The 14,152-nt window shown below is 72.1% G+C and carries 14 protein-coding genes; 9 read left to right on the top strand and 5 right to left on the bottom strand.

All coding sequences use genetic code 11. The features are described from left to right. Positions 1 to 2 precede the first annotated feature (2 nt). On the top strand, positions 3 to 773 hold the full coding sequence (locus ACGFIO_RS04785; RefSeq protein WP_392822061.1) for a MerR family transcriptional regulator: 771 nt from the start codon (positions 3 to 5) through the stop codon (positions 771 to 773). Between the two features lie 170 nt (positions 774 to 943). On the opposite strand, the gene ACGFIO_RS04780 is transcribed toward ACGFIO_RS04785, so the two are convergent. Then, positions 944 to 1,606: a response regulator gene (locus ACGFIO_RS04780; protein ID WP_392822059.1), complete on the bottom strand. Its 663-nt coding sequence runs from the start codon at positions 1,604 to 1,606 to the stop codon at positions 944 to 946. A gap of 10 nt (positions 1,607 to 1,616) precedes the next feature. Then, entirely contained in the window at positions 1,617 to 2,855 is a 1,239-nt protein-coding gene (locus ACGFIO_RS04775) for a sensor histidine kinase (protein ID WP_392822057.1), read from the bottom strand. 111 nt (positions 2,856 to 2,966) lie between these two features. Here ACGFIO_RS04775 and ACGFIO_RS04770 point away from each other — a divergent pair, with 111 nt between their 5' ends. Both ACGFIO_RS04770 and ACGFIO_RS04765 read left to right on the top strand, forming a co-directional pair. Then, positions 2,967 to 3,866 (top strand): ABC transporter ATP-binding protein, encoded by a 900-nt coding sequence (locus ACGFIO_RS04770; RefSeq protein ID WP_392822054.1) that lies wholly within the window; start codon positions 2,967 to 2,969, stop codon positions 3,864 to 3,866. Next, entirely contained in the window at positions 3,863 to 4,639 is a 777-nt protein-coding gene (locus tag ACGFIO_RS04765; RefSeq protein WP_392822051.1) for an ABC transporter permease, read from the top strand. The genes ACGFIO_RS04770 and ACGFIO_RS04765 overlap by 4 nt, the downstream gene beginning before the upstream one ends. A gap of 41 nt (positions 4,640 to 4,680) precedes the next feature. On the opposite strand, the gene ACGFIO_RS04760 is transcribed toward ACGFIO_RS04765, so the two are convergent. Next, on the bottom strand, positions 4,681 to 5,370 hold the full coding sequence (locus ACGFIO_RS04760; protein ID WP_392822049.1) for an aspartate/glutamate racemase family protein: 690 nt from the start codon (positions 5,368 to 5,370) through the stop codon (positions 4,681 to 4,683). 37 nt (positions 5,371 to 5,407) lie between these two features. On the opposite strand from ACGFIO_RS04760, the gene ACGFIO_RS04755 reads away from it, so the two are divergent. From ACGFIO_RS04755 to ACGFIO_RS04745, 3 genes are all read left to right on the top strand, one after another. Next, positions 5,408 to 5,935: a gamma-glutamylcyclotransferase family protein gene (locus ACGFIO_RS04755; protein ID WP_392822046.1), complete on the top strand. Its 528-nt coding sequence runs from the start codon at positions 5,408 to 5,410 to the stop codon at positions 5,933 to 5,935. Between the two features lie 122 nt (positions 5,936 to 6,057). Then, complete coding sequence (locus ACGFIO_RS04750; protein ID WP_392822043.1) at positions 6,058 to 6,723, top strand: MerR family transcriptional regulator; 666 nt, start codon at positions 6,058 to 6,060, stop codon at positions 6,721 to 6,723. Continuing rightward, on the top strand, positions 6,720 to 9,041 hold the full coding sequence (locus ACGFIO_RS04745) for a VIT domain-containing protein (protein WP_392822041.1): 2,322 nt from the start codon (positions 6,720 to 6,722) through the stop codon (positions 9,039 to 9,041). Before ACGFIO_RS04750 ends, ACGFIO_RS04745 begins: the two co-directional genes overlap by 4 nt. On the opposite strand, the gene ACGFIO_RS04740 is transcribed toward ACGFIO_RS04745, so the two are convergent. Continuing rightward, complete coding sequence (locus ACGFIO_RS04740; RefSeq protein WP_392822038.1) at positions 9,042 to 10,799, bottom strand: alpha/beta fold hydrolase; 1,758 nt, start codon at positions 10,797 to 10,799, stop codon at positions 9,042 to 9,044. Between the two features lie 168 nt (positions 10,800 to 10,967). Between ACGFIO_RS04740 and ACGFIO_RS04735 the strand changes: the two genes are divergently transcribed. After that, on the top strand, positions 10,968 to 11,468 hold the full coding sequence (locus ACGFIO_RS04735) for a toxin-antitoxin system HicB family antitoxin (RefSeq protein ID WP_392822036.1): 501 nt from the start codon (positions 10,968 to 10,970) through the stop codon (positions 11,466 to 11,468). A gap of 49 nt (positions 11,469 to 11,517) precedes the next feature. Continuing rightward, positions 11,518 to 12,363, top strand: coding sequence for a DUF4097 domain-containing protein (locus ACGFIO_RS04730; protein ID WP_392822034.1), 846 nt, complete (start codon positions 11,518 to 11,520; stop codon positions 12,361 to 12,363). A gap of 7 nt (positions 12,364 to 12,370) precedes the next feature. On the opposite strand, the gene ACGFIO_RS04725 is transcribed toward ACGFIO_RS04730, so the two are convergent. Further along, positions 12,371 to 12,808, bottom strand: a complete 438-nt coding sequence (locus tag ACGFIO_RS04725; protein WP_392822033.1) for a CBS domain-containing protein — start codon at positions 12,806 to 12,808, stop codon at positions 12,371 to 12,373. 210 nt (positions 12,809 to 13,018) lie between these two features. On the opposite strand from ACGFIO_RS04725, the gene ACGFIO_RS04720 reads away from it, so the two are divergent. Next, positions 13,019 to 14,113, top strand: coding sequence for an alpha/beta hydrolase family protein (locus ACGFIO_RS04720; protein ID WP_392822031.1), 1,095 nt, complete (start codon positions 13,019 to 13,021; stop codon positions 14,111 to 14,113). Positions 14,114 to 14,152: the final 39 nt, after the last annotated feature.

The raw sequence follows: 14,152 nt of genomic DNA, 5'->3' as shown, positions 1-14,152 counted from the left end.
CCATGCTGACGATCGGACAGCTGGCGGCGTACGCCGGGGTGACCATCCGCGCCGTGCGCCACTACCACCAGATCGGGCTGCTCCCCGAGCCCGGGCGCGACACTTCCGGCTACCGGTCGTACGACGCCGCCGCGGTCGTGCGTCTGGTCCGGATCCGCACCCTGGCCGAGGCCGGAGTCCCGCTGGTCCGGGTCCGCGGGCTGCTCGACGCCGACCCGGAGACGTTCGCCGCGGCGATCGCCGACATCGATCGCGGGTTACGGGACCGGATCCGCGCCCTGCGGGACAACCGCCGCCGGATCGCGCTGCTCCCCCGGGCCGACACTCTGGCCGTTCCCCCGGAGGTGGTCGACTACCTGGGCCGGCTGCGGGGGCTGGGCGTGCCCGAGACGGTCATCGGGGCCGAGCGCGACGCCTACATCCTGATGGCGGCGCGCTGGCCCGACTCGATCCCGGCGATCCTGGCCGACAAGGTGGCACAGCTCGCCGACCCCGACATCGTCAGCCTCTACCGGCTCGCCGCCCGCGCCGGCGACGACTGGGAGAACGACGAGTTCGTGCTGGAAGCGGCCGATCTGATGACCCGGCTGTTCGAGAAGGCCGAGGCCCTGGGGGAGCTCGACGGTCAGGACGAGCTGATGCCCGACCAGATGTTCATCGCTCTGATGGACTCGTTCGCCGACGCCGCCCACCCGGCCGTCGTGCGGATCCGCAAGCTGATCGCCGAACGCGGCTGGACCGGCTGGACCAAGGTCGAGAAGCGCCACGCCTAGCGTGTCTGCGGGCCGCACACCAGAAGCAGGTCGTCGACCGACGCGTCGTGTCCTAGCGTGTCTGCAGGCCGCACACCAGAAGCAGGTCGTCGACCGACGCGTCGTGATCAACCCGGGCTGGAGACGAAGTTCGCCTCCTGGCCCGCCGGCCGCGACCAGGTTTCGACCGGCTAGACCAGGCCGGCGTCGTGGACGAGCAGCGCGACCTGCACGCGGTTGTTCATGTCGAGCTTGGTCAGCAGGCGCGACACGTGCGCCTTGACGGTGGCCACGCTCATGAACAGCTCGGCCGAGATCTCCGCGTTGGACTTGCCGTGCCCGACCGCCAGGGCGACCTCACGCTCCCGTTCGGACAGCTCGTCGAGGCGGCGCCGGGCCAGCTCTTCGCGGCCGGCGCCGTTGGCCGGGCCGGCCACATGCGCGATCAGCCGCCGGGTGACCTGTGGTGACAGCGTGGCCTCGCCGGCCGCCACCCGCCGCACGGCCTGGTGGATCTCGGCCGGCGGGGTGTCCTTGAGCAGGAAACCGCTGGCGCCGGCCCGGAGCGCCCGGAGCACGTACTCGTCGGCGTCGAACGTCGTCAGCACGATCACCTCGGGCGCCTCGGGCCGGCCGCGCAGCGCCTCGGTGGCGGCCAGGCCGTCGACGCGCGGCATGCGGATGTCCATCAGCACCACGTCGGGCCGGTGGGCGGCGACGGCACCGGGCACGTCGGCGCCGTCGGCCGCCTCGCCCACGACCGTGACCCCGGCGGCGCCGTTCAGGATCATCGTGAGCCCGGCGCGGACCAGGGCATCGTCATCCACGATGAGGACGCGAACCGACTCGCTCACCGAACCTCCGTCATGCGTCAACCACCGGCCAGGGCAACCATGCTGTCAGGACGAACTCGCCGGTCGGCTCGCGCCCGTGGGTCAGCCGGCCACCGGCCAGCGTGGCCCGTTCGGCCAGCCCGACCAGGCCGGTGCCGGCGCCCGGGATCGCGGCCGGTGTGCCGCCGGCCGGCCACGGATTGCGCACCGAGACGGTCAGGCCCTCACCCGGCCCACCCCTGATGGCGACCGTGACCGTGGCGCCCGGCGCGTGCTTGCGGGCATTGGTGAGACCCTCCTGCACGATCCGGTACGCCGTCCGCCCGGCCCCCTCCGGCACGCTGTCGGCCGCCGCGTCGAGCTCCAGGCGCACCCGGGAGCCGGCCGCCCTCGACTCGTCGGCCAGGGCGGGCAGTTCCGCGATCGTGGGCTGGGGCCGCTCGGGTGCCGACGAGGCGTCGGTGTCGGTACGCAGCACCCCGATCACCTCGCGCAGGTCCTGCAACGCCTGGTGAGCGCTGGCCCGGATCACCCCAGCGGCCGTGGCGACCTCTTCCGGTGAGGCGTCACCGCGGATCTCGAGGGCGCCGGCGTGCAGGCTGACCAGGGAGATCCGGTGGGCCAGGACGTCGTGCATCTCACGGGCGATCCTGGTCCGTTCCAGCGTCCGGGCCTGGGCGACGCGCAGCTGCTGCTCGCTTTCCGCACGCTCGGCCCGGTCACGCAATGAGAGCACCAGCTGCCGCCGGGACCGCACCACGGAACCCCACAGCACGATGATCAGGACGACCACGACACTCCAGCCCATGCTCTCCCAGAACGAGCTGCCGTGGTCGGGTCGCAACAGAGTGAACGGCGCGCTGACCAGCACCGTCCCGGCGGCCATGGCGGCCGTCACGGCGAACTTCCGGTGCACCGCGACCGTGAACAGCATGATCATGCCGGTAACGGCGCCGGTCACCGTGAAGACGCCGGTCACCAGCATCGCCAGACCCAGCCGCACCGGCCAGCGCCGTCGCCACCACAGGCCGGCCGCGGCCAGCGTGCCGACCACGAAGTCGACCCAGACCAGCCAGAGGGGGGTGTCCGCATACTCCGGGACGACGGTCGCGTGGCTGCTGAGCAGGTCGGCCGTGATCAGGACGGTGAACCCGAACCCGAGCAGGAAGCAGAGCGTGTCGACGACCCAGTCGCGGGTCGACCGGCGCCGTGACCCGCCCAGCGCCGACGGCAGCAGGAGCCATCGGTTCTCGGTCGGCACGGTCGTCATGGGTCAGAGCCTAGGCGGGCGGCCGGAACGGCGGATACCGACCAAAGTCGGGGGTGCCCGTCGACCTCCGGCAGTGGCGAGTGGCCAGGTGGCCCCGGCACCGTCATGCTCATGATTACGGTCGAACACCTCAGCAAACGGTACGGGTCACATCCGGCCGTCTCCGACGTGTCGTTCACCTGTCCGCCCGGCACGGTCACCGGCTTTCTCGGCCCGAACGGCGCCGGCAAGTCCACCACCATGCGCATGATCACCGGGCTGACCCCGCCCACCGCGGGCACCGCCACCGTCGACGGGGTGCCGTTCGCCAAGCTCGGCAACCCCGGCCGCCGGGTCGGTGTACTGCTCGACGCCTCGGCCCAGCACGCCGGGCGCACCGGGCGCGAGGTGCTGTCGCTGGCCGCGTCGACGATGGGCCTCGACAACCGGCGGGTGAACGAGAGCCTGGAGCGGGTCGGGCTCAACCAGGTGGCGGCGAAACGGCGGGTGCGAGCCTACTCGCTGGGCATGCGGCAACGGCTCGGGCTGGCGTACGCGATGATCGGCGATCCCAAGATCCTGATCCTGGACGAGCCGGCCAACGGCCTGGACCCGGAGGGCATCTTCTGGATGCGCGGGTTGCTGCGCGACTTCGCCGACGCGGGCGGCACCGTGCTGCTCTCCTCGCACCTGCTGCGCGAGGTCGAGGCGGTCGCCGATCAACTGGTCGTCATCGGCGGGGGCAAGATCGTCGCGCAGGGTGACAAGGCCGAGCTGCTGTCCGCCTCCGGCATGGTGGTCCGCGCCCTCGACCGCGCCGCCCTCGACATGGTCCTGCGCCGGGCCGGCCTGAGCGGCACCCCCACCGCCGACGGCGCCACGATCGTCCAGTCCGACGCCGAGACGATCGGCCGGGCCGCCGCCGACGCCGGCCTGGTCCTGCTGGAGCTGCGTCCGGCCGGTGGCGGCGGCCTCGAGCAGATGTTCCTCACCCTGACCGCCGGCGATTCCGTGCAGGAGGCTGTGAAGTGACCGCGACCCTCGTCGACAGTGAGGTGCCGGCGACCACCGCCTCGCACCGGAACCGGACGATCCCGATCGGCCGCCTGGTCGGTGTCGAGCTACGCAAGCTGGCCGACACTCGGGCCGGCCTGTGGCTGCTCGTCGTCATCGCCCTGGCCTCGGTCGCCACCGGGCTGATCCTGCTGTTCGCGGCGCCCGACGACGCCCACACGTTCATGTCGTACCTGACCTTCGCGCAGCTCCCGGCGGGCATCCTGCTGCCGGTGCTGGGCATCCTGTCGATGACCAGCGAGTGGTCGCAACGCACCGCGCTGACCACGTTCACCCTGGTCCCGCAGCGCGGCCGCGTTCTCGCCGCCAAGCTGCTGGCCGCCGCCGCGATCGCCGTCCTGGCCGCCGCGTCCACGTTCGTCTTCGCCGCCGTGTTCAACCTGGTGAGCGCGGGCAGCTGGAGCATGAACGGGCAGGTGATCGCCCAGTGTGTGCTGCTGCAGGTGCTGTACGTGCTGATGGGCACCGCGTTCGGTGGCCTGCTGATGAACACGCCGCTGGCCATCGTCGGCTTCTTCGCCCTGCCGATGGTCTGGACGCTCCTCGGCTCGGTGATCAGTTCGCTGCAGAAGGCGGCCGGGTGGCTGGACATCAACCTGACCACGGCCCCTCTGACCGAGCACGCGATGACCGGCGGCGAGTGGTCGAGGCTGGCGGTGTCGTCCGCGGTGTGGGTGCTGGTCCCGCTGGTGGCGGGCGCGTTCCGGATGCTGCGGCGCGAGGTCAATTAGAACGGCATCGGGGGTACGGCCGGGAAGCGCGCTTCCCGGCCCTACTGTTGCGCGGCGCGGACCGCCGCCTCGGCGTGCAGGCGGGTCGTCGGGAACACCGGCACCGGGCTGTCCTTGGGCCCGACCAGCAGCTCGATCTCGGTGCAGCCCAGGATCACGCCCTCCGCGCCGGCCGCGACCAGGTTCTCGATGATCCGCCGATATTCCTTACGGGACCGGTCGTCGACGACGCCCAGGCACAGCTCGTCGTAGATCACCCGGTGCACCAGGGCGCGGTCCTCGGGCTCCGGCACCAGCACGTCGAGCCCGTGGCCGGCGAGCCGCCCACGATAGAAGTCCTGTTCCATGGTGAAGGCGGTCCCGAGCAGGCCGACCCGGGTGACGCCGGCCGCGCGTACCGCGTCGGCGGTGGCGTCGGCCAGATGCAGCAACGGGATCGGCACGGCCGCGGCGACCTGATCGGCCACCTTGTGCATGGTGTTGGTGCCGATCAGCAGCAGATCGGCACCGGCCGCGGCCAGCGCGCGGGCCGCGTCGGCCAGGATCTCCCCGGCCTCGGCCCACCGCCCCTGAACCTGGAGTTGTTCGATTTCGGCGAAGTCGACCGAGTAGACCACGCACCGGGCCGAGTGCAGGCCGCCGAGCCGGTCCCGGGTCAACTCGTTCAGCAGGCGGTAGTACTCGGCGGTGGACTCCCAGCTCATGCCGCCGATCAGACCGATGGTTCGCATACGGTCGGATGATATCCGCGCCGCCTATGATGCGGCGATGGCGGCGGTCTTCGGTTACGGGTCGCTGATCGCGCCGGCCACCATCGCCGAGCTCGTGGGGCGGCCGGCGGTCGCGGGCCGCGACTACTCCCGCGCGCGGCTCACCGGCTGGTCGCTCACCTGGAACGTGTGCACCGACAACGGCGTGAACCGGTCGGTCGCCTACCTGGACCCGGCCGACGGCAGCCGCCCGTCGGTCCAGGTCCTGTTCCTGACCGTCGAACCGGGCGGCGCGGCCGAGGGCGTCGTCATCCACGTCCCGGACGACGGCCTGCCGGCGCTCGACGCTCGGGAGGGCAACTATCGACGGACCAGCGTCGACGTCGACGGCTTCGGACCGGCCTGGACCTATGTCGCCGAGCCGGGAAGTGCCGAGCGGGCCCGGCGGGGCATCGCCGCGGGCACGGCCCGGATCCGCCGTGACTACCTGGACACCGTGCTCGCGGCGTACGCGTCGCATGAGGGCCTGTCGCTGCCGCGGCCGTTGCCCGCGCCGGTGGCCGACCTGAGGCGCATCCGCCTGTGACGTAGATCGGCAGGGTGTCGGTGGCCACGCCGGCCACCACGTCGGCGATGCTGAGCGCGCCCAGTTCCTCGAGCTCGACGGGCGGTTGACAGTGTCACCATGACAGTGTCAGAGTGGTCGGCATGTGGACGCTGGATGAGCTGGTTGATCGGGTGGGCCGTGCGCTGGCCGCCGAGTATGCCGGCGCACCCAATGGGCGGGTCCGCGACGTCCCCGACCGCCGGGCCATCCGGTGGTACCGCACGATCGGGCTGATCGACCGGCCGCTGGGCATGAGCGGGCGCACCGCGCTGTACGGGCCCCGGCACCTGCTCCAGCTGGTCGCGGTCAAGCGGCGGCAGGCCGCCGGGTTGTCGATCGCACAGATCCAGGCCGAGCTGACCGGCGCGGGCGACGAGACGCTCGCGGCCATCGCCCGGGTGCCGGCCGACCTGCTGGTCGCCGATGGTCCCGAGCCCGATCCGGTGGCCCGGCCGCGGTTCTGGGCGGCCCGCCCGGCGGTGGCCACCCAGGTCGGCCCGCCAGTGGGCCCGGGTGCGCCGGCCCAGATGGGTCCGGCGGCGGCCGCCCAGGTGGGCCCGGGTGCGGCCGCCCAAGTCGGCCCGGTCGAGCGTGACGTTGACAGTGTTGCCGGGGCGGTGCGGCTCGGGGGCGGGGCGATTCTCGTGCTCCCGGGCGTACCCACCGAGGCCGACCGGGACGCGATCAGCGTCGCCGCCGCGCCTTTGCTTGCGTTGCTGGCCGATCGCGGCCTGATCGAGACCGCCGAGAACGGGAGACTGCCATGACCCTGTCCGTATCCCCCATGGAGCCCGGCGAGATCGGCCGCATCCGCATCCTGCCCGAGGCCGGTTTCGGGTCACTGGCGACCGAGCGCGGCAACCTGCCACTCGATCGGCTCGCGGTCCGGTCCAGCGTTTCCGGGCTCACCGCGCGGACAATAGTCGCGGCCGAGTTCGTCAACGTGCACGACGTCCCGCTCGAGGCGACCTACGTCTTCCCGCTGCCCGACCGGGCCGCGGTGACCGGCATGACGATGACCGCCGACGGGCATACCGTCGAGGCCGAACTTCAGGAACGCGGAGCCGCCCGGGAGGCCTACGACCAGGCGATCGCCGAGGGCAAGCGGGCCTCGATCGCCGAGGAGGAGCGACCGGACGTCTTCACCATGCGGGTCGGCAACCTGGTGCCGGGCGAGCGGGTGACCGTCGAACTGCGGCTGGTCGGGCCACTGCCGTACGAGGACGGAGCCGCGACGTTCCGGTTCCCGCTCGTGGTGGCGCCCCGGTACGTGCCGGGCACGCCGTTGCCGGGCACACCGGTGGGTGCCGGGCACGAGACCGACACCGACGCGGTACCGGACGCGTCGCGCATCTCCCCGCCCGTGCTGCTGCCCGGTTTCCCCAATCCGCTGCGGCTCTCCATCGACGTCGACATCGACCCGGCCGGTCTCGAGCTCGGCGGCGTCACCTCCAGCCTGCACGCGATCGTGGAGGACGGGCGGCGGATCAGCATCAGGCCGGGCGAGCGGGCCGACCGCGACTTCATCCTGCGGCTGGCGTACGCACCGGGCGGGCAGACCGCCGTGGCCGTACCGGACGAGGAAGCCGACCCGGACGACGCCGAGCAGGGGACCTTCGCGGTGACGGTGCTGCCGCCGGCGGCGGAGGCGAGCGCCCGGCCCAAGGACGTGGTGCTGCTGCTGGACCGGTCGGGCAGCATGGGCGGCTGGAAGATGGTCGCCGCCCGCCGCGCCGCCGGCCGGGTGGTCGACACGCTGACGTCGGCCGACCGGTTCGCGGTGCTGACCTTCGACCACGCCGTGGAATACCCGGCCGGGCTCGACAGGGGCCTGTCCGAGGCGTCCGACCGGCATCGGTTCCGGGCGGTCGAGCACCTGTCGCGAGCCGACGCGCGGGGTGGCACCGAGTTGTTGTCGCCGCTGCGCGAGGGGTTGAAGCTTCTCCGGGACGAGGCCCGCGACCGGGTGCTGGTGCTGGTCACCGACGGCCAGGTCGGCAACGAGGACCAGATCCTCGAAGAGATCACGCCGCTGATCGGCGGCATCCGGGTGCACACGATCGGCATCGACCGGGCGGTGAACGCGGGCTTCCTGGGGCGGCTGGCGTCGATCGGCGGCGGGCGTACCGAGTTGGTGGAGAGCGAGGACCGGCTGGACGAGGCGATGGAGCACATCCATCGCCGGATCGGCGCGCCGCTGGTCACCGACCTGACTGTCACGTCCGCGGGCCTGACACTGGTGGACGGCACGCGGAGCCCGCACCGGCTGCCGGCGCTCTATCCGGGGGTGCCGCTGGTGATCGCCGGGCGGTACGCCGGCCGCGCCGAGGGCAGCATCACGGTCGCCGGTAAGCGGCGGGACGGCGGGACCTTCGAGGCCACGGTGCCGGTCGTACGCAGGGACGAGCCCGCGGTGACGGCCCAGTGGGCGCGGGCGCGGCTGCGGGACCTGGAGGATCGGTACGCGGCCGGCGATCATGGCCTGGAGCACACGATCACGACCACGTCGCTACGGTTCGGGGTGTTGTGCCGGTTCACCGCGTTCGTGGCGGTGGACAGCCGGGTGGTGAACGAGAACGGCGATACCCGCCGCGTGGTGCAGCCGGTCGAGACGCCGTCCGGGTGGGAGGCGCCGGTGGCCGCGGGCGCGACCCCGTTCATCGCCATGGCGTCGGCGTCGATGACGCTGGCCGCCCCGATGCCGCCGGCGCCAGGCACGACGCCGAGGTTCGCGCCGACGATGATGCGGCGGGGTGCGGCGCCGGGCGGGCGGGGCAAGATGGGCGCCCCGGCGCTTCTGGGCGGCCGGGCTCAGTCCACGGTGGATCTGACCGCGATCGTCAAGATCGAGCTGGAACGGCTACGCGCGGCCGAGGGCCGGCCCGACCACGAGCGGGCCGAGCTGCTGGACGACCTGGCCAGCCGCCTCGACGTGCTGGCGCCCGGGGTTTCGGAGCTACGCGATCTCGTCGCGGTGCTGCGTGGCGACACGGGCCTGCCCGACAAGTGGGCCGAGGCGCTGCGGGTGCTCGCCGGGCTCGGAAAGGATGAGCCCGGCGAGCGTAAGGCGTTCTGGAAGCGCTGATCAGCGACGACCGGCGATCGGGGGCAGCTGCTTGGCCGCTCCCGGCGCCGGGCGGCCCTGGGCGACCAGGGCGTTGACCGAAGCGGTGCTCAGCTCTATGCCCGGGATGAGATTCGCCCCGGTGAACGGCTGCGGCGCCGTGCAGACCGTGCCCTTGGCCGGGAGCCGCTTGGTCAGCAGGTAGGTGTCCATCGCGCCGGTCGCGCAGGCCGACGTACCGTACGCCGTGTGCCCCCAGTTGTTACTGGACAACAGCCTGCTGTTGGGCAGCTTGCGGGCCGTCTGCACCGCGTCCCGATAGTTGGTCGCCGGGTCCCAGAAGCTACCGACCACGAGCACCGGGTTCCTGGTGCGCGTGTTGAACGGCCCGGTGTACGCGTCCTCGTCGCGCACGGTCCAGGTGTCACGGGCGCACGGCACGCTGGCCCAGGTCCAGGCCCGGCCGAAGTACGGCGCCTTCTTGTCGGCGGCGGCGGCCGCGGCCGGCCACGAGGAGGCGTTCGCCGGGTGCCGGCCGTCGGTGCACATGACCGAGGCGTACGCGTCCAGGCTGTTGTCGTACGGGAAGCCGCGCCGCATCCGGTCCGCGAACCGCGTCTGCGCGGCCGTGACGCCGGCGCCGGTCGCCCCGGACTGCAACAGCTGCAGGTCGGCGGCGAGCGCGGCCACGTCCTCCCCCGCGCTCGGCGAGTAGAGCGCGTCGAGCACCTCACCGATGAAGTCGGCGTAGGTGATCCGCACCGTGATGCCGAGAACCGGGACCGGCACCACGATCGGGTTCCGCTTCAGGTGCTCGGTGATGTTGTGGAACCGGGTCAGCGTGTTGCCGCCGGCGAACTCGCACTTCTCCGGCCCGGCCTGGGCACAGCGGTTCATGAGCTCGGCGAACGCCCGGTACGCGCCGCCGGCCGAGTCGAGCCGCACGTCCTGCACGATGTTCCGGGTCTGCTTGGTCCCGGCCCACGCCCGCGGGTTGATCACGCCGTCGATGGCGATCGTCCGGAACCGGTCCGGGAACATGTTGGCGTAGTAGGACCCGAGCACCGACCCGTAACTGAAACCGAGGTAATTGAGCCGCTTGTCGCCGACCGCCCGCCGCATGACGTCCATGTCGCGCGCGACCTCGGCCGTGGACATCGCCCCGGTCAGCGGCCGGCCGGTGGTCGAGCACGCCCGGCCCAGCCGCACGGCCGACGCGACATAGGCCTTCTCTTCCTTCTTCCCGTACGGAAACCGCGGTGTCATGCCCTTCAGCGCGTTCGCCTGCTGCCGGGGCGAGTCGAAGCAGGTGACGTTGTCGCTGAAACCGACGCCCCGGGGATCCATCCCGACGATGTCGAACCGGGCGAGCAGCTTGTCACTCAGGAACAGCGGCGAGAGCAGCGCGAACTGGGTGGCCGAGCCGCCCGGGCCGCCGGGGTTGACGAAGAGGCTGCCGACCCGGTGCTTGCGGTCGGTGGCGCGCAGGCGTACCAGCGCGATCTCGGTCTTGGCCCCACCCGGCCGGTCGTAGTCGAGGGGCACCGTGGCGGTGGCGCACTCGGCGTAGACGTAACACTTGTACCACTTGAGCTTGGGCGTCCGCACCGCGTCGACGCGGTGCTTCTCCCGCGCGCTGGTGCGCGCGGCGGCCACGTCCGCGGGGGTGGACAGCGGGCCCGCCGGCAGCGTGGCGGCCGCGTCCGCGGGGGTGGACAGCGGGCCGGCCAGCAGCGTGGCGGCGAGCCCGGCGACGGCCAGGCGGCGGATGAGGGACATCGGGGGGTGACCTCTCGCGATCCGGAGCGCGGTATGCCCGGGATGCACCGAAGATAGTCACTCGCCGTACCCGCGAATATTGTCCCCGGCGGCCGTCTGACCTGGCCGAACAGAGGATTGGCGTCATCGCGACTTGCAATGGCGCCATGGTGGTGCCATATTGGTGCCATGGAAATCACGCCGTACGTCGAACAGCTCCGCAGCGAGCTCGCCAACGCCGCCGAGCTGGGTGGCGCCGAGGCTCGCGCGCTCGCCGAGCGGCTCACCGCGCCGATGGAGTCGGCGTTCCGCCTGGCCCTGCTCGACGCGCTCGGCGCCGCCACCGACGAGATCACCACCGAGATGGCGCCCGGCTCGGTCCAGGTCCGCCTGCGCGACCGCGAGCCGACCTTCGTCGTCACGTTGCCACCCAGCGACGAACCCCTGGCCGAGGCCGCCCCTCCCCCGCTGATCACGGAAAGCGACGACGCCGTCTCGCGCATCAATCTCCGCCTGCCCGACCAGCTCAAGACCCGGATCGAGGAGGCCGCCACCCGCGAGGGCCTGTCCGTGAACGCGTGGCTGGTCCGCGCGGCCGCGGCCGCCGTCAGCCGCCCGCCCGGCGGCGCCCAGCAACACCCCCGCCGCTCGGTCGTGGGCTCCGACCGGCTGACCGGCTGGGCCCGCTAACACCTCTGCCATCCTCCGACCAGCCACCCAGAAGGGGGCTCGTACCGCCATGCCCGAATTCGACACCACCGGCCCGATCGCGGCCACCATCACCCTGGCCGCCGGCGACGTCCGCGTCACCGCCGGCGACACCCCCGGCACCACCGTCGAGGTTCGGCCGGCCAACCCCGGCAGCGAACGCGACCGCACCTGGGCCGAGCAGACCGTCGTCGAGTACGCCAACGGCCGCCTGCTCGTGAAGGGCCCCAAGCAGCGCAACTTCGGCATCTTCGCCAAGACCGGCGTGATCGACGTCGCGATCACGTTGCCCGCCGGATCGGGCGTCGACGCCGACGGTGGGGTCCTGAACCTGACCGGCACCGGGCCGCTCGGCGAGGTCCGGGCCAAGAGCGGCGTCGGTGACATCCAGCTCGACCGGGTCGCCGCACTGGAGGCCAAGTCGGGCGCCGGGAACATCAGCGTTCGGGCCGTCGACGGCGACGCCACGGCTACCACCGGCGCCGGCGACCTGCGCCTGGGCGACACCGGCGGCAAGGCGCAGCTGAAGACCGGGACCGGCCAGACCCGGCTGGACAGCGCCGGCGGCCACGTGCGGATCCGGTCGTCCAACGGCGAGGTGCTGGTCGGCCGGGCCGGCGGCGACGTCGACGCCTCCACCGCCAACGGCGCCATCCGGATCGGCGAGGTCAGCCCGGGCACGGTGACGCTCAAGACCGCGCTGGGCGAGCTCGAGATCGGCGTGCCCGAGGGGCTGCCCGCCTACCTGGACGTGCACACGTCGTTCGGGACCGTGCACAGCCGGCTGAGCGCGTCCGAGGCGCCGGCCGGCGGCGGGTCGCACGTGGAGGTGAACGCCCGGACCTCGTACGGCGACATCGTCATCCGCCGCCCGTGACCAGAGGTCAGGGACGCTCGCCGGTGATGTAGCCGGCCAGCTCGCTGCGTTCGCTCTCCAGCTCGTCGATGCGGTTCTTGACCACGTCGCCGATGCTGACCACCCCGCCGAGCGCACCGTTCACCAGCACCGGCACGTGCCGGAAGCGGCCGTCGGTCATCAGCCGCTCGACGTCCTCCAGGGACACCTCGGGCGTGACCGTACGCACGCTCGAGGTGGCGATCCGGGTCACCGGCTCGGTCAGCACGTCGGCGCCCCGCGCGGCGATCGCCCGCACCACGTCGCGCTCGCTGACGATCCCGGCGATCGCCGTGCCGTCCGGCGACACCACCACGGCACCGATCCCGTGCTCGGCCAGGACCCGGAGCAGGCCGGCCACGTCGGTGTCCGGTGTGACGGTGACGACCCGGTCACCCTTGATCCGCAGAACATCGGAGATACGCATGATTCCTCCCGAACCCAGACGGCGCTGTCGTGGTGCGTACCCCTCAGCATTGTCAATGCGTGGCCGGACCGCCAGCCCGGATCAACCGAATGGCTCGCTAACGCACCCCCGCGGCCCTTGATCGGACGGTCCGTCGCGTGATGTCTGGAACATGCCTCACACAGGCTGTTTGTCCAAGATCATGCCGGGGGCCCTCAACAAGGAGTGAGTGTGCGCAAAATCCTGATCACCGTCCTCATCGCCGCGGGCCTGACCGCCGGCGGCGCACCGGCCTCCGCCATCGCGCCCGCACCGGGCGACATCGTTTCCCGCACCGCCGCCAGCCTGCCCGCCCCGCTGCAGGGCAAGGGCACGGCGCTGCGCATCGAGTACCGCACCACCGACATCAAGGGCGCCTCGATCACCGCCACCGGTCTGGTCATCACGCCCAAGAGCAACAAGCGGAACCAGGTCGTCGTCTGGGCGCACGGCACCACCGGGCTGGCCGACCAGTGCACGCCGTCGCTCAACCAGAACGTGTTCTGGCCCGAGGCCCGGGCCGCCGTGCTCGAGCTGCTCAACCGCGGCTACACCGTGGTCGCGCCGGACTACCCCGGCCTGGGTACGCCGCAGGCCCACCCGTACCTGATCGGCGAGAGCGAGGCCCGCTCGATCATCGACATCGTCAAGTCGTCCCGCATCGTCGACCCGCTGCTGTCCACCAAGTACGTCATCGACGGGCACTCGCAGGGCGGCCAGGGCGCGCTGTTCGCCGGGGAGATCGCCCCCGGCTACGACGGCAACCTGGTGCTCAAGGGCGTCGCGGCCATCGCGCCGGCCTCGAACCTCGACCTGATCGCGCCGGACATCCCGGACGCGCCGGGCAAGGGTTACCTGGTGATGGCCATCTACGGGCTGTCCGCGGTGGACTCGGCCGTCAAACCCGACCAGGTCCTGGCCACGCCGGCCAAGCAGAAGACCAGCGTGCTGCAGACCGGCTGCCTCAACGAGATCCTGGACGCGTACGAGCCGCTCACCCGCGAGCAGCTGGTGCCCGGGGGCACCGTCCCCAACATCGTGATCACCAAGCTGGCGCAGTACGGCAACCCGGCCAAGCGCCCGTCCTCAGCGCCGATCCTGATCGTGCACGGGACGGCCGACGAGGCGGTCCCTTACCAGATCACGTCGGACGTGCTGGTGCCCCAGCTGCAGCAGTACAGCCAGCCGGTCCAGCTGATCACGCTGGAGGGCCGGACCCACGAGGGTGCGGTGTTCGACTCGACGACGACCGTGGCGAACTGGATCACGCAGCGGTTCGCGAGCTGAGCCTGATTGCGGGGGCGCGGTCCGAGCCGCGCCCCCGCC

Origin of the sequence: Actinoplanes sp. NPDC049265 (assembly GCF_043197135.1) — a bacterium.
Taxonomy (GTDB): domain Bacteria; phylum Actinomycetota; class Actinomycetes; order Mycobacteriales; family Micromonosporaceae; genus Actinoplanes.
Note: the sequence above shows the minus strand (reverse complement) of the source record. Positions and strands in the feature narration are given on the sequence as shown.

What these genes read in the sequence shown, in the direction of transcription:
- ACGFIO_RS04785 (WP_392822061.1), top strand. Translation starts at nt 3, where the DNA reads ATGCTGACGATCGGACAGCTGGCGGCGTACGCCGGGGTGACCATCCGC.
- ACGFIO_RS04775 (WP_392822057.1), bottom strand. Translation starts at nt 2,855, where the DNA reads ATGACGACCGTGCCGACCGAGAACCGATGGCTCCTGCTGCCGTCGGCG.
- ACGFIO_RS04770 (WP_392822054.1), top strand. Translation starts at nt 2,967, where the DNA reads ATGATTACGGTCGAACACCTCAGCAAACGGTACGGGTCACATCCGGCC.
- ACGFIO_RS04760 (WP_392822049.1), bottom strand. Translation starts at nt 5,370, where the DNA reads ATGCGAACCATCGGTCTGATCGGCGGCATGAGCTGGGAGTCCACCGCC.
- ACGFIO_RS04755 (WP_392822046.1), top strand. Translation starts at nt 5,408, where the DNA reads ATGGCGGCGGTCTTCGGTTACGGGTCGCTGATCGCGCCGGCCACCATC.
- ACGFIO_RS04750 (WP_392822043.1), top strand. Translation starts at nt 6,058, where the DNA reads ATGTGGACGCTGGATGAGCTGGTTGATCGGGTGGGCCGTGCGCTGGCC.
- ACGFIO_RS04745 (WP_392822041.1), top strand. Translation starts at nt 6,720, where the DNA reads ATGACCCTGTCCGTATCCCCCATGGAGCCCGGCGAGATCGGCCGCATC.
- ACGFIO_RS04740 (WP_392822038.1), bottom strand. Translation starts at nt 10,799, where the DNA reads ATGTCCCTCATCCGCCGCCTGGCCGTCGCCGGGCTCGCCGCCACGCTG.
- ACGFIO_RS04735 (WP_392822036.1), top strand. Translation starts at nt 10,968, where the DNA reads ATGGAAATCACGCCGTACGTCGAACAGCTCCGCAGCGAGCTCGCCAAC.
- ACGFIO_RS04730 (WP_392822034.1), top strand. Translation starts at nt 11,518, where the DNA reads ATGCCCGAATTCGACACCACCGGCCCGATCGCGGCCACCATCACCCTG.
- ACGFIO_RS04725 (WP_392822033.1), bottom strand. Translation starts at nt 12,808, where the DNA reads ATGCGTATCTCCGATGTTCTGCGGATCAAGGGTGACCGGGTCGTCACC.